General features: G+C 66.8%; 19 protein-coding genes. 12 read left to right on the top strand and 7 right to left on the bottom strand.

The features are described 5' to 3' along the window. Positions 1-16: 16 nt before the first annotated feature. Positions 17-487, top strand: coding sequence for an NUDIX domain-containing protein (locus JG747_RS15985; protein WP_027047067.1), 471 nt, complete (start codon positions 17-19; stop codon positions 485-487). A gap of 48 nt (positions 488-535) precedes the next feature. Here the strand turns inward: JG747_RS15985 and JG747_RS15980 are convergent, their stop codons facing one another. Continuing rightward, positions 536-1,723, bottom strand: a complete 1,188-nt coding sequence (locus JG747_RS15980; protein WP_019859379.1) for a Gfo/Idh/MocA family protein — start codon at positions 1,721-1,723, stop codon at positions 536-538. Positions 1,724-1,989: 266 nt separating this feature from the next. On the opposite strand from JG747_RS15980, the gene JG747_RS15975 reads away from it, so the two are divergent. From JG747_RS15975 to JG747_RS15935, 9 genes are all read left to right on the top strand, one after another. Continuing rightward, entirely contained in the window at positions 1,990-2,883 is an 894-nt protein-coding gene (locus JG747_RS15975; RefSeq protein WP_064981839.1) for a MurR/RpiR family transcriptional regulator, read from the top strand. Between the two features lie 78 nt (positions 2,884-2,961). Further along, a complete protein-coding gene (locus JG747_RS15970; protein WP_064981841.1) occupies positions 2,962-3,744 on the top strand; it encodes an SDR family oxidoreductase in 783 nt (260 codons plus the stop codon). Beyond that, complete coding sequence (locus JG747_RS15965) at positions 3,741-5,276, top strand: mannitol dehydrogenase family protein (RefSeq protein WP_202362188.1); 1,536 nt, start codon at positions 3,741-3,743, stop codon at positions 5,274-5,276. The genes JG747_RS15970 and JG747_RS15965 overlap by 4 nt, the downstream gene beginning before the upstream one ends. Before the next feature lie 44 nt (positions 5,277-5,320). Then, the gene (locus JG747_RS15960) at positions 5,321-6,235 is read left to right on the top strand and encodes a sugar phosphate isomerase/epimerase family protein (protein WP_202362187.1); all 915 of its coding nucleotides are present in this window, start codon (positions 5,321-5,323) and stop codon (positions 6,233-6,235) included. 119 nt (positions 6,236-6,354) lie between these two features. Next, on the top strand, positions 6,355-7,389 hold the full coding sequence (locus tag JG747_RS15955) for an ABC transporter substrate-binding protein (protein WP_027047068.1): 1,035 nt from the start codon (positions 6,355-6,357) through the stop codon (positions 7,387-7,389). A 234-nt stretch (positions 7,390-7,623) separates the two neighbouring features. After that, complete coding sequence (locus tag JG747_RS15950) at positions 7,624-9,165, top strand: sugar ABC transporter ATP-binding protein (protein WP_038648003.1); 1,542 nt, start codon at positions 7,624-7,626, stop codon at positions 9,163-9,165. After that, positions 9,162-10,133 (top strand): ABC transporter permease, encoded by a 972-nt coding sequence (locus tag JG747_RS15945; RefSeq protein WP_202362186.1) that lies wholly within the window; start codon positions 9,162-9,164, stop codon positions 10,131-10,133. The genes JG747_RS15950 and JG747_RS15945 overlap by 4 nt, the downstream gene beginning before the upstream one ends. 247 nt (positions 10,134-10,380) lie before the next feature. Further along, a complete protein-coding gene (locus JG747_RS15940; protein ID WP_202362185.1) occupies positions 10,381-11,367 on the top strand; it encodes an ABC transporter permease in 987 nt (328 codons plus the stop codon). A 248-nt stretch (positions 11,368-11,615) separates the two neighbouring features. Then, positions 11,616-12,485 (top strand): hypothetical protein, encoded by an 870-nt coding sequence (locus tag JG747_RS15935; RefSeq protein ID WP_202362184.1) that lies wholly within the window; start codon positions 11,616-11,618, stop codon positions 12,483-12,485. A gap of 257 nt (positions 12,486-12,742) precedes the next feature. Here the strand turns inward: JG747_RS15935 and JG747_RS15930 are convergent, their stop codons facing one another. Continuing rightward, positions 12,743-14,275, bottom strand: a complete 1,533-nt coding sequence (locus JG747_RS15930) for an alpha/beta hydrolase (protein ID WP_202362183.1) — start codon at positions 14,273-14,275, stop codon at positions 12,743-12,745. A 190-nt stretch (positions 14,276-14,465) separates the two neighbouring features. Here JG747_RS15930 and JG747_RS15925 point away from each other — a divergent pair, with 190 nt between their 5' ends. After that, positions 14,466-15,101, top strand: a complete 636-nt coding sequence (locus JG747_RS15925) for a class I SAM-dependent methyltransferase (protein ID WP_202362182.1) — start codon at positions 14,466-14,468, stop codon at positions 15,099-15,101. 66 nt (positions 15,102-15,167) lie between these two features. Here JG747_RS15925 and JG747_RS15920 read toward each other — a convergent pair whose 3' ends face one another. Both JG747_RS15920 and JG747_RS15915 read right to left on the bottom strand, forming a co-directional pair. After that, on the bottom strand, positions 15,168-16,670 hold the full coding sequence (locus JG747_RS15920) for an ATP-binding protein (RefSeq protein WP_064981858.1): 1,503 nt from the start codon (positions 16,668-16,670) through the stop codon (positions 15,168-15,170). Between the two features lie 311 nt (positions 16,671-16,981). Beyond that, positions 16,982-17,635, bottom strand: a complete 654-nt coding sequence (locus JG747_RS15915) for a glutathione S-transferase family protein (RefSeq protein WP_202362296.1) — start codon at positions 17,633-17,635, stop codon at positions 16,982-16,984. A gap of 167 nt (positions 17,636-17,802) precedes the next feature. Here JG747_RS15915 and JG747_RS15910 point away from each other — a divergent pair, with 167 nt between their 5' ends. Beyond that, on the top strand, positions 17,803-18,111 hold the full coding sequence (locus JG747_RS15910) for a hypothetical protein (RefSeq protein ID WP_019859393.1): 309 nt from the start codon (positions 17,803-17,805) through the stop codon (positions 18,109-18,111). Positions 18,112-18,582: 471 nt separating this feature from the next. On the opposite strand, the gene JG747_RS15905 is transcribed toward JG747_RS15910, so the two are convergent. The 3 genes from JG747_RS15905 to JG747_RS15895 all read right to left on the bottom strand — a co-directional run bounded on the left by JG747_RS15905 (position 18,583) and on the right by JG747_RS15895 (position 21,595). After that, complete coding sequence (locus tag JG747_RS15905; protein WP_202362181.1) at positions 18,583-19,413, bottom strand: aldo/keto reductase; 831 nt, start codon at positions 19,411-19,413, stop codon at positions 18,583-18,585. 140 nt (positions 19,414-19,553) lie between these two features. Beyond that, the gene (locus tag JG747_RS15900; RefSeq protein ID WP_019859397.1) at positions 19,554-20,186 is read right to left on the bottom strand and encodes a Vgb family protein; all 633 of its coding nucleotides are present in this window, start codon (positions 20,184-20,186) and stop codon (positions 19,554-19,556) included. Positions 20,187-20,374: 188 nt separating this feature from the next. Continuing rightward, complete coding sequence (locus tag JG747_RS15895) at positions 20,375-21,595, bottom strand: helix-turn-helix domain-containing protein (RefSeq protein WP_202362180.1); 1,221 nt, start codon at positions 21,593-21,595, stop codon at positions 20,375-20,377. Positions 21,596-21,813: the final 218 nt, after the last annotated feature.

Genomic DNA, 21,813 nt, shown 5'->3' with positions numbered 1-21,813 from the left:
AAACGGACATGCAAAAATGGCAAAACGCAGTGCGGGCCTGCTGATTTATCGTCGAAACGATGGGGATATCCAGGTGCTTCTGGTTCACCCGGGCGGCCCGTTCTGGGCAAAGAAGGACGACGGCGCCTGGTCGATCCCGAAAGGCCTCGTCGACGAGGACGAGGACGAACTGGCGGCAGCGCAACGCGAGACCGGGGAAGAGCTCGGCATCACAATCGACGGCCCCTTCGCGCGCCTCGGCGACTACAAGCAACCGGGCGGCAAGATCGTCATTGCCTGGTCGGTCGAGGCTAGCACCGAGATCGATGTCGCCACGATCAAGAGCAACAGCTTCACCATGGAATGGCCGCCGCGATCTGGGTCGATGAAAGAATTTCCGGAGGTCGACAGGGCCGGCTGGTTCAGCCTGCCGGAGGCGGAGGTAAAACTTCTGCAGGGCCAGCGCCCGATGCTGTCGGATCTGGCGAAGCGGCTGGGGATCGGGTGATTGCCGGCGGCAAAGCTGCCAATCTCCCTTCGTAGGGGAGATCGGCTGTCACCCCGCAAACCGCGCCGCAGTCCACGCGCCACCCGTCGCATTCGACTCCACCGCCGCCGCGACGAACTTCACGCCACGCGCGCCATCGACAACGTCCGGCACCCGCGCCGCACGCGCGGCATCGAGCACGCCACCGGAGCGATGCGCGCGGATGATGTCGGCGGCGTCGCGGTAGAAATTGGCGAAGGCCTCGATATAGCCTTCCGGATGCGCCGCCGGCATGCGCGAGACGCGCCGGCTTTCTTCGGTCGAACCATGGCCGCCGCGCACCAGCGTGCGGGTTTCCTCGCCATAGCGCGAGAAGCGCAGTTCCTCCGGCCGCCCGCCCCACCATTCGAGCCCGGCTTTGTCGCCATAGATGCGCACGGACAGATCATTGTAGTGGCCGGGCGATGTCTGGCTGGCCAGGATCGTGCCGCGTGCTCCATCAGCCCAGCGCACCATGACATGCGCATTGTCGTCGAGCCGGCGTCCGGGCACCGCGGTGAACAGGTCCGCCGACACCGCCTCGGCCTCACGACCCGAAATATAGCTCGCCAGATTGAAGGCATGCACGCCGATATCGGCCAGCACCGCCGACTGCCCTGCTCGCGCCGGATCGGTGCGCCATTCCGCCTGCTTCTGGCCCTCGGCGTCGATCGGCTTGGTCAGCCAGTCCTGGATGTAGGCGCCATGCACCGACACGATCCGCCCGAGTTCGCCCGCCATCACCATTTCGCGCGCCTGCCGGACCATGGCGTAGCCGGTGTTGTTCAGCGTCACGACGAAGCGGCGTTTTTTGGCGCGCGCCAGCGTCACCAGCGCCTCGGCGTCGCTGAGCGTCGTCGACAGCGGCTTGTCGCAGATCACATCGATGCCCGCCTCGAGGAAGGCGGTGGCAATCGGTGCGTGCAGATGGTTGGGCGTGACGATGACGACCGCCTCAATGCCATCAGGGCGCCCGGCTTCCGCCAGCGCCATGGCGTGATAATCGGCATAGCTGCGCTCCGGCGCGATGCCGATCTCGGCGGCCGAGGCGGCGGCGTTCTCCGGGTCGGAGGACAGCGCACCGGCCACCAGCACGATCTGGTCGTCGAGGCGCATGGCCAGCCGATGCACGGCGCCGATGAAGGCATTGCGGCCGCCGCCGACCATGCCGACCCTCAGGCGCTTGCCCGCCGACCCATCCGATGTTGCGTAGACCATGTTTTCTCCTCCACCTATCACTTCGTCATCCTGGGGCGGAGCAAGGAGCGCAGCGACGCGGCGCAGACCCCAGGATCCATGCCGTGACTTCAAGGCGTTGCGACGGTGCGGAATTTTCCCTTCCGTAACGGCATGGATCCTAGGGTCTCCGCGACGGAGCTTCGCTCCTGCTTCGCCCTAGGATGACGACGGTGAGGCCTAACACTTTCGAACACAATTTCCAATTTCCGTATTGTAATACGATTGTGCCACGCTAGCCTGCGATCATGAGTGGGGCGGGCAAATCTTCGGGACGATCTCATGCCGACGAGGCGGCGACGCGCAAGCGCGGGCGCTCGCTGGCGGCGTTGGGCTACATCAAGCCGCAGACCTATGAGGAACTGCGCGCCGTGCTCTCCTCCGGCACCGTGCATTTTCCCAAGCGGCTGCGCCAGGTGGCGATCTTCATGTGGCAGCATCCGAGCGATGTCGCACTCGGCACCATCGCCCAGGTGGCGGCACAGGCGGGCGTGCAGCCCTCGACGCTGGTGCGCTTTGCCCAGATCTTCGGCTATTCCGGCTTTTCCGATTTCCAGGGCCTGTTCAAGGAACACGTAAAGGGCTCCTGGCCGGAAGCGCGCGGCGAGCCGCGCGCCGAGGTCGAACCCAACGCCGCCATGCATTTCCTGCGCGGCATGGTCGGCGCCTCGCAGGCCTCGCTCGGCCGCATCGAGACCGGCTTCGACGTCGAGAGCTTCGAGAAGATGGTGACGCTGCTGGCGGCGGCCGAGCTGATCTATGTCATCGGCTCCAAGCGCGCCTTCCCGGTCACCGCCTATCTGTCGCTGACCTTGTCGCAGCAAGGCGTGCGCAATGTGCTGGTCGACAATGTCGGCTCCTCCGCGCTCGACCAGGTCGGCTGCATCGGCGGCCGAGATGCCGTGCTGGCCGTTTCCTTCAGCCCCTACAATTCGATCACGCCCGACCTTGTCGCGGTGGCGCATGAACGCAAGGCCCGCATCGTCACCATCACCGACAGCACCTTCAGCCCGCTGATCGCTTTGTCGGACAGTTGGCTGGAAGTCGTGGAATCCGACTTCGCCGGCTTCCGCTCGCTGGCGGCGTCTCTGGCGGTCGGCATGGCGCTGGTCCAAGGCGTCGCGGCAAAACGCGGCGCATGAGGCGCTGCTGGCACAATTGACTATCGGGAATTGCCGTTCCATATTTTAAAAAATAGAAACTTTGTTCCGGGAGGAGGAATGGAGCTTCATCTCCAAGGTAAGGTCGTGCTGGTCACCGGCGCGACGCAAGGCATCGGCCGCGCCATCGCCGAGGCGCTGGCGCACGCCGGCGCCGGCGGGCTGCTGATCACCGGACGCGACGGCAAGCGCGGCGACGCCGTGGCGGCAGAACTGTCGGCCATCGGGACGCCGACCGTCTTCGTCGCCGCCGACCTTGGAGACCCGCAGGCCCCTGTCCTGCTGGCGCAGGCCTGCATCGACCGCTTCGGCCGCATCGATGGCCTCGTCAACGCCGCCGGCCTGACCGACCGCGCTTCCTTCCTCGATGCCAGCCTCGACGACTGGGCTTCGCTGTTCGCCGTCAATGCGCGCGCGCCGTTCTTCCTGATGCAGGCGGCGATTGCCGACATGAGGAAGCGCGGGGAGCCCGGCGCCATCGTCAACATCCTGTCGATCAACGCCCATTGCGGCTCCCCCGAACTCGCCGTCTATTCCGCCACCAAGGGTGCGCTTGCGACGCTGACCAAGAACGCCGCCAACGCCCACCGTTTCGACCGCATCCGCGTCAACGGCATCAATGTCGGCTGGACCGACACGCCGGCCGAACGCGTGATGCAGTCCGAGACGCTGGGCCACGGTCCGGGCTGGCTCGACGCCGCCAATGCCGCGCAGCCTTTCGGCAGGCTGCTCAAGCCGGACGATATCGCCAACCTTGCCGTCTTCCTGCTTTCCGACGCGGCCGGGCCGATGACCGGCGCCGTGATCGACCAGGAGCAGTCGGTGATCGGGGCGAACCGGTGAACGCCACTTCGACAGCGCCGGAAACGCTCGGGCCGGCCTTGCTGGATCAGCTTCCGGCCGCTGTCCGGACGCCTGGATATGACCGGGCAACTCTTGCGCCTGGCATGGCGCATCTCGGCGTCGGCGCGTTCCACCGCTGCCACCAGGCCGAATACACCGATGATTTGCTGGCGCGCCAGTTCGACCGCTGGGGCGTTGTCGGCATCAATATCCGTCCGCCCACCCTTGCCGACACGCTCGGCCGGCAGAGCGGGCTCTACACAAGGCTGATTCGCGAAAACAGCCATATCGAGGCTCGCGTCATCGGCAGCATCGTGAAGGTGGTGGACAGCCAGGCAAGTGCCGCACCGGCACTCACGGTGCTGTCCTCGCGCGATATCGAACTGGTGACGATGACCGTGACGGAGAAAGGCTATTGCCACATCCCGTCGAGCGGCGCGCTCGATCTCGATCATCCCGACATCGTCCATGATCTCGCCAACCCTCATGCGCCGCGCAGCGTGCCCGGCATCCTCGCGCGGGCGCTGGAGCTGCGGCGGGCCACGCATGGCCGGCCCCTGACGCTGCTCTCCTGCGACAACATCCCGGCCAACGGCGTCATCCTGGAAACCGTCGTGCGGAGCTTTGCCGAACGGCGCGGCAATGGCCTTGCCGACTGGATCGCGGCCAATGCCGCCTTCCCGTCGGCCATGGTCGACCGCATCGCGCCGGCGGTGACGCAGGATGATCTCGACAGTGTCGAGCAATGGTTCGGCTACCGCGACGCCGCCGTCGCCGTCGGCGAGCCGTTCCGGCAATGGGTGATCGAGCAGAAATTCGCCGGCCGCGTGCCGCGCTGGGACCTGGTCGGCGCGACCTTCGTCGACGACGTCACGCCGTTCGAGCATCTCAAGATGCGGGTGCTGAACGGCGCCCAGACGACGCTCGCCACGCTCGGCGTGCTGGCCGGGCTGGAGCATACATCGGATGCCATCGCCGACCCGCTGCTGTCGGCCTTCATCAGGCGCATGCTGGTCGAGCAGACGCTGCCGACGCTGATGCCGGTGCCCGGCATGAATCCACCGGCCTATGTCGAGCAGAGCCTCGGCCGGCTGAAGAACACGGCGATCCGCCACCGCAACCACCAGATCGCCACCGATGGCTCGCAGAAGATCGTGCAACGCCTGCTCAACCCGATCCGCGACCGGCTGCGCCAGGGCGCCTCCATCGGCTTGCTGTCGGTGCCGGTCGCCGGCTGGATGGCCTATCTGATCCAGGCCTCGGACCGCTTCGGCAAACGCTGGCCGGTGTCGGATCCCTATGCCGGCAAAGTCGCCAAGATCGCCGACGCCACTGGCCGCGATGCACCGGCTCTGGCTTCGGCCATCCTTGCCATCGACACGATCTTCGACCCTGGCCTTGCCGCGAACGCTGCGTTTCGCGCGGCCGTGACTTCGGCGCTGGGCGAGCTGCTTTCGGACGATCCGACGGCGGCTGTCCGGCACAGTCTCGAACATGATGAGGCCGCAAGGTTGAAACGATCCAAACAATAGGCATTATAAACATCGACCGTGAAGACACGGCCAGGGGAGGCACTATGAAACTTGGACTGCTCACCGCACCCTTCGCGGAGACGCCGCTTGCCGATGTCGCCGCCTGGGCCAGCTCTGCCGGCTTCGAGGCGCTGGAAATCGCCTGCTGGCCGAAAACCTCCGGTGCGACGCGGCGCTATGCCGGTACCAGCCATATCGACGCGGCCTCCACCTCGCCCGCAAAGGCGAAAGAAATTACCGCCTCGCTGGCGGAAAAGCACCTGACCATCTCCGGCCTCGGCTATTATCCCAACCCGCTGCATCCGGATGCCGCGCATCGCGAGGCGGTGATCGGCCATCTGAAGAAGGTGATCGTGCTGGCCGCCAATATGGGCGTGCCCGTGGTCAACACCTTCTGCGGCGGCGATGCGTCCAAGACCGTCGACGACAACTGGCAGGACGCGCTGAAAGTCTGGCCCGAAATCGTCGCTTTTGCGCGCGGCCATGGCATCAAGCTTGCCCTCGAGAACTGCCCGATGATCTTCAGCTATGACGAATGGCCGGGCGGGCACAACATCGCCTATTCGCCGCAGGTCTGGCGCCGCATCCTGGAGACCTGGGGCGGCGATATCGGCATGAATTTCGACCCCTCGCACCTGGTCTGGCAGATGATCGACCAGGCCCGCTTCATCAGGGAATTCGGCCCCTACATGCTGCATGTCCACGCCAAGGATTTGATGATTGATCATGATGGTTTGTACGAGCGCGGAATCCTCTCGGCCGGGATAGGCTGGCAGGTGCCGCGCATGCCGGGGCTGGGCGATGTCGACTGGAGCGGCTTCTTCTCCGGCCTCTACCGCGCCGGCTATGACGGATCGGTCATCATCGAACATGAGGACAGGCGGTTTGAAGGCAGCGACGAGCAGGTGAAGCGGGGTTTTCTGCTCGCCCGCGACGTTCTGCGGCCCTACGTCAAGTGAAAAGCATGCCGGTAACGACATGCGGAGAACAACGAGTTGAGCCGCCTGACTCTCTTTCTGAACGGCATGCCTCAACGACTTGGAACTGAAACTGAAAAACAATGTGGAGGAAGTCTGAAATGAAGAAAATCCTGACCATGGTCCCGCTCCTTGCGGGCGCTGCCTTGCTGGCCTCAATGGGCGTCTCGTCGGCCGCCGGCAAATACACGATCGGCATTTCCAACACTGTGCAGGGCAATGGCTGGCGCGAGGAGATGGTGTGCGCCATGAAGGCGCAGGCGCTGGCTTCCGGCGAAGTGGCGAAACTCAACATCGCCCACCGCAACACCGATGCCGCCGGCCAGTTGGAAGACATCCGCAACCTGATCAGCGCCAAGGTCGACGCCATCGTCGTCAACCCGGCCGATCCGGCCGGCATCAAGGCGGGCCTGGAGGAAGCCACCAAGGCCGGCATCGTCGTCGTTGCCGTCGACCAGGCGGTCACCGAGCCGTCGGCCTACATCATCTCCAACAACCAGGAGGAATATGCCTATCTCGGCGCCAAATGGCTGTTCCAGCAGATGGGCGGCAAGGGCGAGGTGTTTTACATGCGCGGCGCCGCCGGCGCTTCGGCTGACTCCGACCGCGACAAAGGCTTCAAGAAGGCGCTGGCCGAATTCCCCGACGTGAAGGTGGCGCAGGAAGTCTTCACCGGCTGGCAGCAAGACCAGGCCAAGCAGCAGATCCTCTCCTTCCTGTCGACGGGAACGCCGATCAACGGCATCTGGACCTCCGGCATCGACAACGTCATCGTCGACGCGCTGGTGGAATCGCAGGCGCCGCTGGTGCCGATCGTCGGTGCCGACAATGCCGGCTTCGTCGGCCAGCTGAGCTCGGTAAAGGGCCTCGTCGGCGCTGCCGTCACCAACCCCGGCTCGATCGGCGGCGCGGGCGTGACGCTGGCGCTGCAGATCCTCGACGGCAAGAAGCCGGCACAGCAGACCGTTCTGGTGCAGCCGCAGCTCTGGGAAAACGCCACCGAGGAAGGCAAGGCCAAGCTGAAAGCCGCCGCCGACCCGTCGCTCAGCCCCGAATGGCCGGTCTCGATCTCGATCCCGGACTGGACGACGTATACGAAGGACCAGATCGTCGCCTGCAAGGGGCCGGGCGAGTAAGGACGCGCTTCTTCCTTCTCCCCTTGTGGGAGAAGGTGGCCTCGCGAAGCGAGGTCGGATGACGGGTGCTCCAGGCAATGCCGACGTCTCACTCCGCTGGAACACCCCTCATCCGTCTCGGCGCTACGCGCCGATCCACCTTCCCCCACAAGGGGGGAAGGAAAGTCGCCGCCTTCGGCCGACTTGCCGCACCGCCGCAGAGATCGAGAACAACACATTTTGACAACAAACCCGTTGCCGCAAAGCCCCCTCCTCGACGCCACTGGCGTCGCCAAGAACTACGGCGCGGTTGCCGCCCTTCGCAACGCGTCGCTCTCCGTCCTGCCGGGCGAAGTGCATGCGCTGATGGGCGCCAATGGCGCCGGCAAGTCGACGCTGGTGAAGATCCTGACCGGCGCGATATCGGCCAATGCCGGACGCATCCTGATCCGGGGCGAGGCGCGCGACATACGCTCGCCCGCCGCCGCCCGCCGCGCGGGCCTGCTGCCCGTCTACCAGGAGCCGTCGCTGATCCCCGATCTCGACGTCCTGTCCAATCTGCGGCTGACCGGCACGCCGGTCGAGCCGTTCCGCGCCTGGGTGCGCGAACTCGGCATTGCGGACCTCGACCTGCGCGACACCGCGCGCGACATCCCGCTGGCCGTGCTGCGCGTGCTCGACCTCGCGCGCGCCCTGGCCGTCGAGCCCGATGTGCTGCTGCTCGACGAGATGACGGCCGCGCTGCCCGCCAACCTTGCCGAAAAAGTGCTGGAAGTGGTGCGCCGCCAGGGCGATGCCGGTCGCGCCGTCATCTTCATCTCGCACCGCTTCGTCGAGATCTCGGCGCTGTGCGACCGCGCCACCGTGCTGCGCGACGGCGAGACCGTCGGCGTCGTCGACATCGTGCCGGGCGTGGAGGAAAAGATCGTCGAGCTGATGCTCGGCACCCGCATCGTGAAAACCCATGTCGCCGCGCGCAGCGCCGCCGAGAAGGCGGCACCCACCCCTGCCCGGCCGCGGCTCTCCGTGCACAATCTGCGCGTCGGCGCCAAGCTCAACGACGTCTCCTTCGATCTCAGGGATGGCGAAGTCGCCGGCGTCGTGGCGCTGGAAGGCCAGGGCCAGGACGAATTGTTCGCAGCCCTTGCCGGCTCGATCCGCCCCTCGGGCGGCACGATCGAGGTCGATGGCAGCCCAGTGAAGTTTTCGCACCCGATCGACGCCATCCGCTCGGGCATCGCCTATGTGCCGGGCGACCGGTCCGAGGCGCTCGCCATGCAGCGCTCGGTGCGTGAAAACATCGCGCTGCCCTTCAGTGCGGCGCTGCGCAACTGGGGACCTATCCCCATGCGCCGCGAGCGCGCAAAGGTGCTCAGCGCCATCGAGCGGCTGCAGATCGACACCCGCGCCCAGGGCGAGGTGCAGCGCCTGTCGGGCGGCAACCAGCAGAAGGTGACCATCGCCCGCTGGATCGCGGCGGACGCCCGCACCATCCTGTGCTTCGACCCGACGCGCGGCATCGATGTCGGCACCAAGCAGGAGATCTACAAGCTGCTGCGCGAGCTCGCCGGCCACGGCAAGTCGGTGCTGTTCTACACCTCGGAACTGGAAGAGGTGCAGCGCGTCTGCGACCGCGTCATCGTCATCTTCGGCGGCCGTCTCGTCGACATTTTCGCCGTGGAGGAGGCCGACGAGCCGGCACTGATGCGCGCCGCCTACGGCCTGCCGCGCGGCGCCAAGGCCGATATCGGTATATTGGCCGATCCCCAGTCCCCGTCTTCGGGGACGGCGCCATGAGCCATTTCCTACGCCGCCAGGGCTGGGTCATCGGCCTGTTCGCCCTGCTCATCGTGCTGTTCATCGCCACCAGGATCATCCAGCCCGGCTATGGCAGCGGCGATTTCGGCTCGCTGGCGCGGGCCGTGCTGCCCTATGCCTTCGCCGTCGCGGCGCAGACGGTGGTGGTCATCGCCGGCGGCATCGACCTGTCGGTCGCCGCCATGATGGCGCTGACCAGCGTCACCGCCGCCTCGATGATGGCGGGCGCTGGCGAGGAATACGCGCTGTTCGTGGTGCCCTTCGTGCTCGCCATGGGTCTCGTCCTCGGCGCGCTCAACGGCCTCTTGATCGTCGTCACCCGCGTGCCCGACATCGTCGTCACGCTCGCCATGCTGTTCGTGCTGCAGGGCGCCGCCCTGCTGGTGCTCGACGCGCCGGGCGGCGGCGCCGCCGAATGGCTGAAGGCGCTGATCTCGGGCACCGTGCCGATCCCGGGCCTGCCCGACGCCATCGACGCCTGGGTCCCGAAGGCGCTGCTGGTGCTGATCGTCTGCCTCTGCGTGATATGGATACCGCTCAGGCGCTCGCGCCTTGGCCTGTCCATCTATGCCATCGGCTCGAGCGAGCTGGCGGCGTTCCGCTCAGGCGTGCCGGTCAAGCGCACCCGCATCATCGCCTATGCGCTGTCGGGCCTGTTCGCCGCCTTTGGCGGCCTGGCGCTGACCATGAGCACCGGCATCGGCGCGCCCATCCCCGGCCCCTATCTCCTGGCCAGCGTTGCCGCCGTGGTGCTGGGCGGCGTGGCGCTCGGCGGCGGCAAGGGCGGCCTGCTCGGCCCCATCGTCGCCGTCTTCGTGCTGCGCCTGGTGCGCACCGACCTCACCCTGCTCGCCATCGACCCCAACGTCACCGCCATCATCGAAGGCGCCATCATGGTGGCCGTGGTGATGTTCGGGGCGTTTATTACGATGCGGGGGCGGCAATGAGGAGTGGGTATGAAATGAAGCGCTGCGCCCTACGACGCACCCCTCTGTCCTGCCGGACATCTCCCCCACGAGGGGGGAGATCAGCAGCTTTGGCGCCCCACTCTTCTCAGCAACGTTGGAGATTGGCGAAAGCCGCGACAACAGCCGATCTCCCCACCCGTGGGGGAGATGGCCGGCATGCCAGAGGGGGGCGCCGTAGGGCGCTAGCCTCGCAGAACATCACCCCATCGCGAACCGGACCCACCCCATGAGCACCACCGCGATTACGCCTCCCCCCGTCCCCCTCGGCCGCCGCATAAAACGCTTCTTGGCCGACCGGCCGCTCGTCCCGCTGATCATCCTGCTCGTCATCCTGGTGGTGATCCTGCAGATCCTGCGCCCCGGCATCGTCAACGAGCGCTGGATCGCCAACACCATCAAATTCGCCATTCCGCTGGCGATCCTCGCCGGCTGCCAGACCATGACCATGCTGACCGGCGGCATCGACCTGTCGGTCGGCACGGTGGCGACGATGAGCGCCTTCATCATGGCCACGCAAATCGTCAACCAGGACCCGGCTGTCGCCTTCCTGCTGGCGATGATGCCGGCGGTGCTGATCGGCCTGGTCAACGGCATCGGCGTCGGCGTCTTCCGCGTCCACCCGCTGATCATGACGCTGGGCACCAGCCTGATCGGCACAGGCTGCCTGCAGGTCTACCAGCGCACGGTGATCGCGTCGGGCGCGAAAATCCCCGACTTCCTCGCCTGGCTCGGTACCGGCGTCACATCAGGCTTTCCCAACGCCCTGCTGCTGTTCGTGCCGCTGGCGGCGCTGATCGTCTTCACGCTGGCCCGCACCGGCTTCGGCCGCCTGCTCTACGCCGTCGGCGACAATGAGCACGCGACGCGCCTCTCGGGTGTGCAATACTGGCAGGTCATCACGGCGCTCTACGTCACTTCCAGCCTGCTCGCCGGCATAACCGGCTTGCTCTATATCGGCCTGATCAAGGCCCCGTCCCTCTCACTCGCCGAACCGCTCGTCCTGCCCTCGGTCGCCGCCGCCGTCATCGGCGGCACCTCCATCTTCGGCGGCCGCGGCGGCTACACCGGCACCATCGTCGGCGCCCTGATCCTGACCGTGCTGACGACGCTGCTGACGATCCTGCAGATGCCGGAGGGGGCAAGGCGCATCCTGTTCGGGCTGATCGTGCTGTTCGTGACGGCGGCGTATCTGCGGATCGTGGAGGAGCGGTGACAGGAACTTTGAGCGGCAGGCCATGAATTTATCGCCTGCGCGCGTCCAGATCTCGTCGCAATACAATCAGCTTCCAGAAAATCGTCGCTTCAGCGGATTTGCCAATTATATTAGTTGTCGTTGAATTATATTTGGCGAGCGCTACTGGTGTCAGAATAACTATTTCCTTCGGGCACTCACTTTCAACCCTTGCTTAACGGCCATGCTTCATTCTGCGAATCGCAGGCAAGGCATTCAAGGATTGCTCGATGCAGATCAGTTCCGACCTCACCGTTACGATACAGAAGCTGCTGTCGGCCAGGAGCGGCCTTGTTGGCACCAGCCAGCAGACATTCGCCAAAGCGGGCACGGCGTTGCGGACCGAGGCCCCGGTCATTCATCCGGGCGCGACCGGCGACGAGGATGGCACCGAATACGATCTGTTCGGCAGCTTCGGCCAGGCCCCCGATGTGCCGGCGGCTTCGTCTGCCTCCACCACCACGGCGGACGACCCCTACATGCATGCCGGCAAGGCCAATTATGGCGAGCTCTATGCCGAGTATACGCGCTTCATCGCCTCGATGGTCGAGGCGGACCGCCAGCATAAGGACTCCACCGTCGAGCGCCACTTCATCCCTGCCGGCGAGACGCGGGAGACGGTGATGGCCATGGACGAACATGCCTATATGTGGGCCGTCCAGGACGAGATGGAGGCCGCCGCCGACCGCAGCCCGCAGGCGCAGGGCAACAAGACGATTGCCAACCAGGGCCTGAACTATGGCGACGCCACCAGGATGGCATCCGATGCCTTGTTTAGCCTGCAAAAGGCGTTGCCGGCTCTGAACGACACGCTCGCGCGTCTGACCCCCAAGGCAGTTGAGGAGCGCATGCAAAGTGTCGGCGACGACCCGAAGCTGCAACGTCTGGCGCAACAGGTGGCCAAGAACGACATGCTTTCCGCCAGGAGCAGCCTTCGCTACGTCGACAGGATCGTCAGAAGCGTCGAGAGCGGCTCCAACAAGGTCGATGGCGCCATTCTGGTCAAGAACGGCCAGGGCCAGTACCAGCTTGGTGATTTCTCGATCTCATTCAACGGCCAAGTGATGTTGACCTCCAGGGATACGTTCAAGGCATTCTGAACGCCGCGCGTCGGCGGCTTCCCCGGCGTTGAGCACGAGACCCGCCGTCCGGCGTGAAATACTGGCAGGCCGTCACGGCGCTCCACGTCACCTCGAGCCTGCTCGACGGCGGACTGCTCCTATCGGCCTGATCAAGGCCCGTCCCTGTCACTCGCCGAACCCCTGGTGCTGCCCTCGGCGGCGGGCGTCATCGCCGGCAACACCCATCATTGGCGAATTACGGTGACAGTGCACTTTTACATCGCCTCGTCGCCCCCTCACCCACCCCTTACCATCCCCCCAATCCTCTCCAGCAACACCCCCTGCTCCCCCACCCAGAACCAGTGATCCTCCCCCTCCACCTCGACAAATCGTGCCCCCGCAATCCTTCCCGCTAGGTACCGCCCGGCCTCGACCCGCACCGCCCGGTCACCCCTGCGGTGCAGCACCAGCGTCGGCGCCCTGACTTTTGACAACAGCGGGCGCACGTCGGCGTCGCGCAGCGCCTGCAGCAGGCCGGCGACGGCGCCGGGGCTGGAGGCGGCCCGGAGCAGGCCGGCCCACCAGGCGCGCGCCTGGCGGTCTTGGGCGACGCTCGGCGCGAAGGTTTCGATTTCCGCCGGGCCGCCCCAGCCGGCAAGCAGGCGCTGTTGCCAGAGGTCGTACTGCGCCGAGGTGAGCGCGAAGGGGTAGTCGGGCGCGCGGCTGCCCTTGGCGAGCGAGCCCCACAGGACCAGGCCGGTCAGGCGGTCGGGGTGGTCGACGGCAAAGCGGATGCAGCCCGGCCCGCCCTCCGAGGCGCCGACCAGCACGGCTTTGCGGCTGCCGGCCGCATCCATGACAGCCAATATGTCGCGCGCGGTCGCCTCGACGGTCGGGCGGGCGCCGACGCGGTCGGACAGGCCCATGCCGCGCCGGTCGAACAGGATCAGCCGGCCGAGCCGTGACACGGCGCTGAGCCAGGCGCGGCAGCTCCTGTCTTCCCAAATGCGCTCGACATGCGAGATGAAGCCGGGAACCAGCACGATATCGGCAGGGCCGCTGCCTATGGTCTGGTAGGCGATATGGATGCCGTCCACGGCGACATAGCGGGTTCTGGGCATCTTCGGTTCGGCATCGCTGGCGTGCAGCAGAGCCAGCGTGGCCGGGTCCGGCGCCACGCCGAGTTCGTCGCGCAGCAGCCGCACGCAGGCCTCGCCCTGGCGCTCGGCCGCCGCCCGGTCGCCGGCGGCCAGATGGGCGCGGATCAAATGGCGGTGCGCGCTTTCGCTCAAAGGGTCGAGGGCGGCGAGGCGCGTCGCGTGCAGCACGGCAGTCCGCGCAGCGCCGCCGGCGATCCTGGCTTCCACCAGCCGCTCCAGCGCCTGCACCAGCCGGCTCCGCAAGGCCTCGCGGCGAAAAAACACCCATTCCTCGAATTCGGGACAATCCGGCAGCGAAAAGCCGGCGAGGTAGTCGCCGCTGTAGAGGCCGGCGGCCTCGTCGAGACGCCCGGCGTCGCAGGCATGGTCGAAGGCGATGGCGTCGGCCTCGACTGCCGGGCGCAGGCTGAGTGATGCCGCGCTGGCTGATATGATCTCCTCGCCGAAGGCGACGCGGATCTTGTAGAGCGTGCGCCGCAGGCGCGCGCGTGCGGCTTCCGCGTCGGCCTCGGGCCACAGCAGCGTGGCGGCGACGTCGCGCGCCACCGGTCCGCCGGCCTCGGCCAGGTAGATGACGAGCGCGGCCGCCTTGCGCAAGGCGAGCTCTATCCGCCGCCCGTCCAGCCGGAACTCCGGAAAACCCAGAAGCCTGAGTTGTATCAGCTCCATCGATCCGCACGCGGCCGCGCAAGGAGAGGACGTTGAGGGGACGCCGGCCTTCTATCCATCCCCGCGAAATCGCGCCGATCCGGCCCGATCAACTCCCTTGGAGCGAGAAATGTCACCGGTCAATACATCAAGCCATCACACGCCAGAACGGCTTACCTTAGGCGCCAACACCAGACATGGAGGCTGAGCCATGTGCCAGACCTGCCTCTCCTGGTACGCGCGCTGCGTCGCGCCCTATTTCGTCCATATCGGCTGTTCGGCCGGCGCATTCACGCAAATGCGCAGGCGCGTCATACCGAGGGCCGAAGGTGTCGTCGTCGAGGTCGGCTTCGGCTCGGGCCTCAACCTGCCCTATTACGACGCCGCCAAGGTGGAGCGGCTGGTCGGCGTCGACCCCGACGGCACCATGCTTGGCCTCGCAGCACCCAAGAGCCGCGCCATGCCCTTCGCCGTCGAATGCATCCGCGCCGGAGGCGAAAGCCTGCCTTTGGCCGACGGCATCGCCGACACGGTGGTCGTCACCTATGCCTTCTGCACCATTCCGGACCCTCAGGCGGCGCTGAGCGAAATCCGCCGCGTCCTGAAGCCGACGGGCCGGCTGATCTTCATCGAGCACGGCCAGGCCGAGGGACCGCGCTGCCGCCGCTGGCAGCAGCGGCTGAACCGGCTGTGGGGATCGATCGCCGGCGGCTGCCACCTCAACCGCGATCCGCTGCGCCTGATCGGCGGGGCCGGATTCCGCCTGCTCGAAGTGCAGCACGGCCGCTTCCCCCTGCCCCTATGGCAGCTGGGCAGCCACCACGCCGGCATTGCGGCGGCGGGCTGACCGGTCAGCCTTGTCTTGCCCCGTGCATCGATGTCGCGCCGGGAGTCGCACGCGCCACAGCCGCCCTCACAGCGCCAGGCTCCCCTGCTGCGCCTCCTCGGCATTGGGGTCGCCGGGGGCCGTGGCCCAGGCGAGTTCGACCAGCGTCACGGTGCGCCTTCCCGTGCCGTCGAGCTGGCAGACGATCAGGCCCTGCTCCTCGATATAGGTCAGCAGGCGGCGGGCGCGGCGCAGCGAGTGCGAACCATAGGCGCGCGCGATCGCGGCGTCGCTCGGGCACGGCCAGCCCTCCTTGGCCGCGCGCGCGATCATCATGAACACGCCCTGCATGTCGTCGGGCAGCAGCGAGGCGCGCACGGAAACGTCCCGCCACGCATCGTCCTGCGTCGTCTCGGAACCGAGCCCGGCGCGGGCGCGCGTCAGCATGCGGCGGAATTCGGCGAGGTCCGGCACCACCGAGGCAAGGCCCTCGATGCGGCAGCGCACCACGAATTCCTGGTAGAGCACGCCAATGACGCGAAAACCCGCATCGGGCTGCGCCAGGATGGCGCGCAGCACGCGGTCGACCCGCTCGCGCCGCTCCGCCAGGTCCTCGGCGCTGATTTGCGGTTCCGCCGGTTCGGGGCGGATTTCCAGCGCCGCCGACTTTGCCGCCATCAGCTGGTCGAGCAGGTCGGGTGACGCCACCCGGCGCGGCGTGCGCACCGTCTCGGGCGGCGGCGCCGCCAGGATGATCGCGCGGGCATCCTCGAGCGCCGCCTCCGGCATCGCCATCAGCCGCGGCGTGCCGTTGCGCGGGCTGGTGTCGGTCGGGCCGATGCGCAGGCCGAGCGGCCGCCGCGACAGCGCCGGCCCCAGCGCCATGAACTGCCCGCGCTCCAGATCGCGGAAGGCTTCCGCCTGGCGCCGCTCCATGCCCAAGAGGTCGGCGGCACGCGCCATGTCGATGTCGAGGAAGGTGCGGCCCATGAGGAAATTGGAGGCTTCGGCCGCGACATTCTTGGCGAGCTTGGCCAGACGCTGCGTGGCGATGATGCCGGCGAGCCCGCGTTTGCGGCCGCGGCACATCAGGTTGGTCATGGCGCCGAGCGAGAGCTTGCGCGCCTCGTCGGAAACCTCGCCGGCCACCGCCGGCGCGAACAGCTGCGCCTCGTCGACCACCACCAGCATCGGGTACCAGTGGTCGCGGGCAACCTCGAACAGCCCGCCGAGGAAGGCGGCGGCGCGCCGCATCTGGTTTTCGGCGTCGAGCCCTTCGAGGTTGAGCACGGTGGAGACACGGTGGATGCGCGCCCGCTCGCCGGCCGCCTGCAGGCCGCGCTCGGTGTGCTCCTCGGCATCGATCACCAGATGGCCGTAGCGCTCGCCGAGCGAGACGAAGTCGCCTTCGGGATCGACGATGGTCTGCTGCACCCAGGGCGCGCTCTGCTCGAGCAGGCGGCGCAACAGATGCGACTTGCCGGAGCCCGAATTGCCCTGCACCAGAAGGCGGGTCGCCAGCAGTTCCTCGAGATCGAGGTTCGCTGGGGCGCCCGCCGTGGTGTGTCCCATCTCGATCGCAACGGTCATGTCTCGACTCAAAAAGGTCTCCTGCGCGGCATGGGGCTTAGCAACCCAGGCGCGGCCCGTCGAGCACCGATGGCCGGCAGCCCGGTGTTGCGCACAGATGTGAGGGAAGGGTCGGCAGGAACGGCCGCCATCAGCCGCCCCTGTGGATAGTAACCAGCTGTTCACCATGGGCCGGCGTTGCGGTTGCGGAGGCCGGCCATCCGTTTAGCCTGACCTTGCATCGCGCCCCAACGAGATGCACCCCAACGCCCCAAATGGCGGCCGGCGTCTTCAAGTTTCGTTTCTGTATGCGCCGGTCGTCAGCCTACCCGTTACAGGGCCGCAGCTTGCCTCGGCACCGGTGCCAGGGGCGGTGCATCCAGCCCCTTGAACGGGTCGCGCCAGGCCTCGATGGCTTCGAGCCGGCGATACCAGCTGATGAGCGCGGGATAGTCGCCGAGCGGCAGGCCGGCGACATCGTTGAAGGGCAGGAAGGCCGCCATGCGGAAATCGGCATAGGAAAGCGACGTTCCGACCAGCCATTGCCGGTCGGCCAGTTCCGCCTCCAGGATCGCGGCTCCCTGGTGGAAGTCACGCAGCCCCTCTTTGACCTTGCCTTCATCGATCGGCCCGATGCCATAGCGCTGCTTGGTGCCGCGCTCGAAATGCACGGTGTCGCAGGCCCGCATGAAATTCTCCTTGCCCCAGCTCAGCCAGCGAATCATCTCGGGCTCGTCCTCGCCGGTGCGCCAGAAATCGGAACGCGCCGCGCGCGACAGCCGGCAGGCGATGGCGTCGGCCTCCCACAGGCTGCCGCCAGGCCATGCCAGGATGGGAATGGAGAGATTGGGATTGAGCGGCCTGAATCGCTCCGCTTGCCCCGGCGCAAAGGGTGAGGCGAATTCGAAAGTCACCTGCGCCTTGAGATGACGCGCCACCGCGACCGCCAGGCGCGGATTGGGGTTGCGGCTGAAATAGAGTTTCATTCCGCCCGGCTTCGGCTCGACCTTGTCATTCATGAGTGTCACTCCTGGTCCTGGCGAACATGCCAGACCAAGGACGCGCCCGGCAGGTGCAATCCGACAAAGTGTGGGTTGACCACCATCGATGGCAAGGCGACACTTCATCTCGCACCAAGGCAGGAGGAATTGCGATGGACGAGCCCGAACGGTGGCGCCACATGTCGACGGCACCCAAGGACGGCAGCCGGATCCTGGTCACGGTCCGACCCTCCGAACAGGGGCCGGCGGAAGTCGACCTCGCCTACTGGTCGCGCGGCGACCAGTTCGCCGGTGAAGGCTGGCGCGCATCGGATTCCTCGCCCGGCCGCGTCGTCGAATATGCCGAACCCGAGCTGAAATGCTGGATGCCCATGCCCTCGGCCAACCTCAGCCGCGGCGGCTCGATGCCCGCCCCCTGGGAAGGCGACGACGCGCAACAACTGGACGGGTCTGGGATTTAGCGCAAAGGCGTAAGCGGCCCTAGGATGGGTCGGAATTTAGCGAGCGCGGACGGTGAAGCCGCCGATCTCCCCCTCGTGGGGGTTGAGGAGTGGTCCGCGTAGCGGACAGAAAGCCAATCGCTTGGCTTTCTGAACGACGAACGTCCGGCAGGACAGAAGTCCAGCTTGGGTTCCTCGCCCCACGAAGTGGGGAGAGGTGGCTCGGCGAAGCCGAGACGGAGAGGGGAATGGCGCTGACCTGTGCTGGAATGCTCCGGCAGGAGTGCCAGCGCCTTACGAAGGCCCCCTCTCCGACCGCTTCGCGACCACCTCTCCCCCGCTTCGCGGGGGCGAGGAACCAGATCCTGAGAGGCCGGCGGGCCAGCGCCCCCCCCCTCTGCCCTGCCGGGCATCTCCCCCACAAGGGGGAGATCGGCAGTTTTGCCGTCGGCGCGCCCTTATTAGCACTGCTGCTTTGGCAAGAGCCTGACCTCAAAACAAAAACGCCGCCGTCGCCGGGTTCGGTCCATCCCGTCCGTCGGCCGAATCCATGCCCGCGATCGTCTTCAGGTCCTGCGCGTCCAGTTCGAAGTCGAAGACGTCGAAATTGGCCGCGATGCGGTCCTGGCGGATCGATTTGGGGATGACGATCAGCCCTTGCTGGAGATGCCAGCGGATGATCGTCTGCGCGGCGGACTTGCCATGCTTCGCTGCAATGCCCGCGATCGTCGGGTCGCCGAGCAGCCGGCCGCTGCCGAGCGGGCTCCAGCTCTCCGTTTGGATGTCATGCCCGGCATGAAATTCCCTGAGCGCGCGCTGCTGGAAGCGCGGATGCAGCTCGATCTGGTTGGCCACCGGCACAACGCCGGTCTCGCCGATGATGCGTTCCAGATGATCCCTGTTGAAATTCGAAACGCCGATCGACTTGATGCGGCCGGCCTGCTTCAGCTCGATCAGGGTCTTCCAGGCCTCGACATATTTGTCGCGGCTGGGCACCGGCCAGTGGATCAGGAACAGGTCAAGCTGCTCGATGCCGAGTTTTTCCATCGTGTCGTCGAAAGCGCGCAGCGCCGCGTCGCGCTCATGCGCGCCGTTGCGCAGCTTCGAGGTGATGTACAGCTCGCTTCTCGGCACATCGGCGGCGCGGATCGCCTCGCCGACGCCTTCCTCGTTCCGGTAGCCCTGCGCGGTGTCGATCAGCCGGTAGCCGGCCTTGATCGCCCAGCCCACCACATCGGCGGTGATGCCGTGATCGACCTGCCACACGCCAAGGCCTAGCTGGGGAATGGCGGTGCCGTCGTTCAACGTCATCTGTTCTGGCATGGTCGGATCCTTTGCGAAGAAATGTCCGGGCGGTCGCCCGACCCAGCCTATCTAGGCACGTGCCGGGACGACGACCAGTCGCCGGCGGACAAATTCGCCGGCGACTTCACAGACTTGATGTCTTCGTCAGGGGAACCGGCTCATTTCGGCCGGCGCACCGCCCGCACCACCGGAGTGGATGTGCTGCCGCAGAACAGGCGGTCGGCGCCGTCGGATTCCAGCCCCGAGACGCTCATGCCGGCCGGCATGTCGAGCCTCTCCAGAAGCTTGCCGGTTCTCGGGTCGACGCGGCGCAGATCGCTCTCGTCGCCCTCCCAGGTGGCGTGCCACAATTCGCCATCCACCCAGGTCACACCGGTGACGAAGCGGCTGGATTCGATGCTGCGCAGGATTTTTCCGGTCTCGGGGTCGATCTGGTGGATCTTGCGCTCGCGGTACTGCCCCACCCACAGCGTGCCTTCGGCCCAGGTCAGCCCGGAGTCACGGCCGCCGCCGGGCGCCGGGATCGTGGCGAGCACCGCGCCCGTATCGGGATCGATCTTCTGGATGCGATCATTGGCGAGCTGGAAGAAATGCCGGCCGTCAAAGGCGGTGCCGGCGTGTGCGGCGACATCGATCGAACGCAGCGTCTGCCCGCTTTGCGGATCGAAGGCGTTCAGCCTGTCGCCCGAGGCAAACCAGACGTTCTCGCCGTCGAAGCTCACCCCATGTATCCGCTCCACGCCGGGAAAGGGTCCGTATTCGCGCAGGATTTCGGCCGGTGAATGCTTCATGTCTTGATCCTCGTGGTCGTCATCCGCTGATCTACGTTACGGGATTTAGGTGTGTCGAGATTCAGGTCAGGCCGAGTCGAAAATGGTGGCTTCCGAGAACCGGAGCGGAGCGTACTTTTCGTACGTGAGCACCGGAAGCGCAGGAAGCCGCCGTTTGCAGACCGGCCTCACCTGAATATCGCAACACCTTAGCCGTTTGGCAGCGGCGCCGGGAGTAACAAGGTGGTCGTGAATCCGGCCACCGGCGGCGTCATCCAGCGGCGCGCCCGGCCATGGCCGAAAGACTGCACCTTGCCGGCCTCGGCGAGCGGCTCGAGCGCCCGCTGCACGCTGCGCTGGCCGGTTCCGAGCGCCATCGCCAGCGCCGAGCTCGACCAGGCTTCGCCGTCGGCGAGCAAGGCCAGCACGGCGGCGTGGCGTTCCTCGATCGGCCGCGCCAGCACCATCACCGCGCGCGCCAGGCGCGGCGCCAACGTGAAACCGCGCTTGGTGGCGCTGATGTCGGCAAGTGCCGCAAGCTCGGCGCGCAGCCGGCCGATCTCGACACGCAGCCGGGCGCGGTGCGATTCATCGGCATGCTTGCCGCCAAAGGCCCGCGCCACGAGCTCCTCTCGCGACACATCCCCGGGCCAGGCTTCAGCGAGTGCGCGCGCCAGCGCGAACAGCACCGGGCGGCTCGCCAGCGAAACCGTCCTGTCCCCGGCGTGCACGGTGTAGCGAAAGGCATCGACGACCAGCGCCGGCGATGCCTGCAGCGCCTCGACCTCTTCGAGCAGCAGCGGCCGCTCCGTGCCTTGCGTGATCAGCCGCGCCGCCGGTGTTTCCAGCGCGAGCGATGCGGTGGCGACCTCGGCTATGAGGCCTGGAATCCCCGCCTGGCGGGCGGCGTTGCGCGCCCATTCCAGCGCCGCGCGCGCCGGCCGGGTTCTGAGCCGCCGCATGGCGATGCCGGCGACGGCGAGCTCATGCGCGGCCCGCGCGGCCGGTGGCAGCGGCGTCGGGTCGAGCCCGGCCAGCACGTGCTCGGCCTCGTCGAGCCGGCCGATCAGCAGCAGGCGCCGCACCTTGAGGTGGCCGGCATGCGCCGCGTTCAGCCGGTCGCCATGCTTTTCCAGCGTCGTGCGCGCCGCGTCGAGCGCCTTGGCCGGCCAGCCCAGATCACGCGAGACCAGCGCGATCTCGGCCTCGGCGACGACGCATCTGGCGCGCGCGACAGCCTCTTTCGGGCTGAAGGCGCGCGCCGCCCGCCGCAACAGAAGCTTGGCGCGATCGAAATCGCCGAGCTGCGCCATGGCGATGCCACGCAGCGCCAGCGCCGGCGCGTCCTCGCGCAAGGCGACGCGGTCGAGCGCGCCGAGCGGATCGCCCGCCGCCAGCGCCAGCGCCGCCGCGGTGATCAGCGAGTCCATTCAAATCCCGTCACACTTGTAACTCCCACCCCGGCACGTTTGCGCCCTAACTTAAATCACCACCGCCGGTCAGCAAGCGGCGTTGGCCCGATGGAGACCTAGCCATGTGGCTGAGGCCGCCATCGGCACCGTTGACGCCAATTCCGGCACTCGTTAGCCTGAGCATCTCAGGTATTCATAGTAAGCATCTCATTAGGGATAGTTGAAAATGCCTGCAA

This window comes from Mesorhizobium sp. 131-3-5 (genome assembly GCF_016756575.1).
GTDB lineage: Bacteria > Pseudomonadota > Alphaproteobacteria > Rhizobiales > Rhizobiaceae > Mesorhizobium > Mesorhizobium jarvisii.
The sequence above is the reverse complement of the archived record's forward strand: the minus strand, read 5'-3'. Positions and strand labels throughout refer to the sequence as shown.